4 protein-coding genes are annotated in these 4,759 nt (G+C 66.1%); 3 read left to right on the top strand and 1 reads right to left on the bottom strand.

Annotation, left to right across the window (positions count from 1 at the left end; genetic code table 11):
• The 3 genes from BRAS3809_RS18720 to BRAS3809_RS18710 all read left to right on the top strand — a co-directional run.
• On the top strand, positions 1 to 644 hold a 644-nt coding region (locus BRAS3809_RS18720), incomplete at its 5' end, for a phosphoserine aminotransferase (RefSeq protein ID WP_035656828.1).
• Between the two features lie 261 nt (positions 645 to 905).
• Entirely contained in the window at positions 906 to 2,495 is a 1,590-nt protein-coding gene (gene serA / locus BRAS3809_RS18715; RefSeq protein ID WP_008963639.1) for a phosphoglycerate dehydrogenase, read from the top strand.
• Between the two features lie 198 nt (positions 2,496 to 2,693).
• Entirely contained in the window at positions 2,694 to 4,361 is a 1,668-nt protein-coding gene (locus BRAS3809_RS18710) for a mucoidy inhibitor MuiA family protein (protein WP_008963638.1), read from the top strand.
• A gap of 106 nt (positions 4,362 to 4,467) precedes the next feature.
• Here the strand turns inward: BRAS3809_RS18710 and BRAS3809_RS37090 are convergent.
• Positions 4,468 to 4,759, bottom strand: a 292-nt coding sequence (locus tag BRAS3809_RS37090; RefSeq protein WP_210161104.1) for a hypothetical protein, incomplete at its 5' end; no start/stop codon positions are given.

Below are 4,759 nucleotides of genomic sequence, written 5' to 3'. Positions count from 1 at the left end.
AAGCCCTCGACTGGCCGAAGCTCGACGTCGTCACCTTCTCCTGGCAGAAGGCGCTCGGCGGCGAGGCCGCGCATGGCATGCTCATTCTGTCGCCGCGCGCGGTGGAGCGTCTCGAGAGCTACAAGCCGGCGTGGCCGCTGCCGAAGATCTTCCGCCTCACCAAGGGCGGCAAGCTCAATGCCGGCATCTTCGAGGGCGAGACCATCAACACGCCGTCGATGCTGTGCGTCGAGGACTATCTGGACGCGCTGAACTGGGGCAAGTCGATCGGCGGCCTGAAGGCGCTGATCGCGCGCGCCGACGCCAACACCAAGGTGCTGGCGGACTGGAAGGCGCGCACGCCCTGGATCGACTTCCTCGCCGCCGACCCGGCGATCCGCTCCAACACCTCGGTGTGCCTCAAGGTCGTCGATCCCGCGATCACGGCGCTGTCGGCCGATGCCCAGGCCGATTTCGCCAAGAAGCTGGTGTCGCTGGTCGAGAAGGAGAACGCCGGTTTCGACTTCGCGCATTATCGCGATGCGCCGGCCGGCCTGCGCATCTGGTGCGGCGCCACGGTGGAAGCGAGCGATGTCGCGCTGCTGACGCAGTGGATCGACTGGGCGTTCGCCGAGGCCAAGGCAGCGCTGCCGAAGGCGGCCTGAGATACGCGCTGCGCCGTCATTGCGAGCGCAGCGAAGCAATCCAGGAGCCACGAAGAAGGTCTGGATTGCTTCGTCGCTTCGCTCCTCGCAATGACGAATCTCAACTGCGTAGGGTGGGCAAAGGCGCGCGGCGCCGTGCCCACCGACTATTTCACCTGACGCGAAAGGGCGGTGGGCACGCTTCGCTTTGCCCACCCTACAGGTTTCCCTATCCCGGCGCGCTGCGCCGTCCCTCGCAAGAGGGCGTGAAGGATTATCGTCATGACCAAGCCCAAAGTTCTCATCTCTGATGCACTGTCGCCGGCCGCCGTGCAGATCTTCAAAGATCGCGGCGTCGAGGTCGACTTCCAGCCCAACCTCGGCAAGGACAAGGACAAGCTCGCCGACATCATCGGCGACTATGACGGCCTTGCGATCCGCTCCGCCACCAAGGCAACGGCCAAGATCATCGAGCGCGCCAAGCGCCTGAAGGTGATCGGCCGCGCCGGCATCGGCGTCGACAATGTCGAGATCCCCGCGGCGACCGCCAAGGGCATCATCGTGATGAACACCCCGTTCGGCAATTCGATCACGACGGCTGAGCACGCGATCACGATGATGCTGTCGCTGGCGCGCGAGATCCCGCAGGCCGATGCCTCGACCCAGGCCGGCAAGTGGGAGAAGAACCGCTTCATGGGTGTCGAGATCACCGGCAAGGTGCTCGGCGTGATCGGCTGCGGCAATATCGGCTCGATCGTCTGCGACCGCGCGCAAGGCCTGCGCATGAAGGTGATCGGCTTCGACCCGTTCCTCACCGAGGAGCGCGCGCGCGACCTCGGCGTCGAGAAGGTCGAGCTGGACGAGCTGCTGAAGCGCGCCGACTTCATCACCCTGCACACGCCGTTGACCGACAAGACCCGCAACATCATCGATGCCCAAGCGATCGCCAAGACGAAGAAAGGCGTGCGCATCATCAACTGCGCGCGCGGCGGCCTGATCGACGAGGCGGCGCTGCTCGAGGCGCTCAACTCGAAGCACGTCGCCGGCGCAGCGCTCGACGTCTTCGCCGAGGAGCCCGCGACCAGCAATCCGCTGTTCGGGCACGCAAGCGTGATCTGCACCCCGCATCTCGGCGCCTCGACCACGGAAGCGCAGGAGAACGTCGCGCTGCAGATCGCCGAGCAGATGTCGGACTATCTGCTCACCGGCGCCATCTCGAATGCGATCAACTTCCCCTCGATCACCGCGGAAGAGGCGCCGAAGCTGAAGCCGTTCATCGCGCTGGCCGAGAAGCTCGGCTCGTTCGCGGGACAGCTGACCGAGAGCAGCATCACCAAGATCCAGATCACCTATGAAGGTCAGGTCGCGGAGATGAAGACCAAGGCGCTGACCTCGGCGGTTCTCGCCGGCCTGCTGCGGCCGATGCTCGGCGAGGTCAACGTCGTGTCGGCGCCGGTCATCGCCAAGGAGCGCGGAATGATCGTGGACGAGGTGCTGCGCGCTGGCGAGAGCGACTATGAGAGCCTGATCTCGGTCGCGGTCACCACCGGTCAGCAGGAGCGCGCGGTGTCGGGCACGGTCTATGCCGACGGCAAGCCGCGGCTGGTCGACATCAAGGGCATCCGCGTCGACGCCGAGTTCGGCAAGTCGATGATCTACGTCACCAATGAGGACAAGCCGGGCTTCATCGGCAAGTTCGCGAGCCTGCTCGGCGACGCCAAGATCAACATCGCGACCTTCCATCTCGGTCGCGTCGCGGCCGGCGGCGACGCCATCGCGCTGGTCGAGATCGACGGCGCGGTGCCGGCGGAGCTGCTCGCCAAGATTCAGGCGCTGCCCCAGGTCAAGCAGGCCAAGGCGCTGGCGTTCTGATCGCACGACCGGATCGGTCGGCCAAAAAGGCAGTGCGGCCCAGCGCCGCGCTGCCTTTTTTGATTCTCGTGGGCATTCGAACGATCGGCTTTGCACGCCCCTCAATTGAACCCGCCCAACTTTCCCCGCGTCTAACGCCCGTTGAAGGACCGGCTGATCCGGTCGCGAGGGCGCTGGGCTGCGGAGAAGGTGATGACCATGCGAAACAAGGGCCTGCTTGCCACGGGTGTCGTTCTCAGCGCCGCGCTGGCGGCGGGGCCGGGCCTGGCTGCCAACCTGGAGGCGACGTCGACGGTCGACGCCGTCACGGTCTATCCCGACGGCGCGACTGTCACCCGCGTCATCTCGCTCAACCTTCCCGCCGGAGACAGCACGGCCATCGTCAAGGATTTTCCGCTCGGTTTCGATGCCGCCTCGCTGCGCGTCGAAGGAGAGTCCGGAGCGAGGCTCACCATCGGCACCGTCGATGCCAAGCCGCCGCGGACGGCGCCGCCGGTCAATCTACCTGATATTGACAAGCGCATCGAGGCGCTGACGGACGAGCGCGCCAATCTCGACGGCGCCATCGCCGCCGCGCTTGCCCGCAAGAAATTCGCCGAGCGCTTCGCCGAGGCGTCGCCGGCCGGCCTCGGCGACAAGGGTGAGGCGCGGCCGATCGCGGAATGGCGCAGCGCGTTCGCGGCGGTCGCCGAGGAGGTCGGTCAGGCCGACGCGGCCATCCGCGATGCCGAGCGCAAGCAGCGCGAGATCGATCGCGAGGTGGCGCGGCTGCAGGCCGACCGTGCGGCCAAGCCGCCGAGCAAGATGGAGGTTCAGATCGAGCTGTCGGCCGCGGCTGCGACCAAGGCGACGTTGCGCGTGACTTACGCGGTGCGCAACGCCCGCTGGGTGCCGCTGTATGACGCGCGTCTCGACACTTCGGCGAAGGACCGCAAGCCGGCGCTGGAGCTGGTGCGCCGTGCCGAGATCCAGCAGAGCACCGGCGAGGACTGGTCGGATGTCGCGCTGTCGGTCTCGACCGTGCGCACGGGACGCGGCGGCAGCGCTCCCGAGTTGCGGACGATGATCGCGCAATATCCGCCGCCCGCTCCGCCAGCACCGAAGCCGGCGGCCGTCGGCGTCCCCAGGGGTATGCTCGAGAGAACGCAGGAGTTTCACTTTGGCGGAGGGACGTCGTTTGGAGATGTGGCAGACAAGGCCGTCGAGCAGCAGACCGCGGCCGAGATCGGCGCCTACCAGACCGCCTTCCGCCTGCCTGGACGGGTCAGCATCGGCACCAATGACGGCGCCAAGAGCCTGCGCATCTCGACCGCGACGATCACGCCGGAGCTGATCATTCGCGCTGCGCCGGTCGCCGATCCCACGGCCTATCTCGAGGCGAGCTTTGCGCAAGCGGAGGATGCTCCGCTGCTACCGGGCAAGGTCTCGATCTATCGCGATGGCATGTTCGTCGGCGCGAGCCGGTTGGCCGCCGCTGGCAAGGACGAAACGGTTCGTCTCGGCTTCGGCGCCGACGACAAGGTCAAGGTCGAGCGCAGCGTCGTCAAGCGCAACGAAGGCTCGGCCGGGCTGATCGTGACCACCGCGAAGATCGACGAGCGCGCCTTCAAGACGACGGTCCGCAACGCGCATGATTTCCCGGTCAAGGTCGCCATCCAGGATCAGCTTCCGGTCAGCGAGAACGAGGAGATCGTGGTCGAGATGCTGCCGTCGACCACGCCCCCGACCGCGACCAATGTGCGTGACCGGCGCGGCGTCACCGAGTGGATCGTCGACGCCAAGCCCGGCGAGACCAAGGACATCTCGTTCGCCTGGCGCGTGCGCTGGCCGAAGGACAAGGCCATCGTCATCAGCCCGTCGGGCTAGTCGACCGGCTGTCATCGTCGATGCGCGCACATCGGTTCGGCCGCGCATCGACATGGCTGTTCTATCAACTTGAGATCAGGTCGTTGCTGTCGTTGATACTCAGAGTTTAAGTTTCGGTCGGTGCTTCCGGTGCGCAACTCAGCTGCGGCTTGAATGCGCCACGTCTGCCCTGATCCGAACTCAAAGCTGTCTTAGACGCCGCCGATGCCGCGTCGTCGCCTCGGACGCGGGCGCAGGTGGAGAGGCGGCATTCGGAACGTTGCGGCTGCGGGGCGCGGGAAAACAGGGCTTTTTGAATCTTGCAGCCACGAGGATGACCGATCGCATCGGTCGTCACGTGTCTCGCGCCGATTCTCGCGCGATGTTTCCAGGCATTCCCGTTGGTCATGACGATATCC

It is taken from the genome of Bradyrhizobium sp. STM 3809, assembly GCF_000239795.1.
Classification (GTDB): Bacteria; Pseudomonadota; Alphaproteobacteria; order Rhizobiales; family Xanthobacteraceae; genus Bradyrhizobium.
This window is presented reverse-complemented; position numbering and strand designations above follow the sequence as displayed.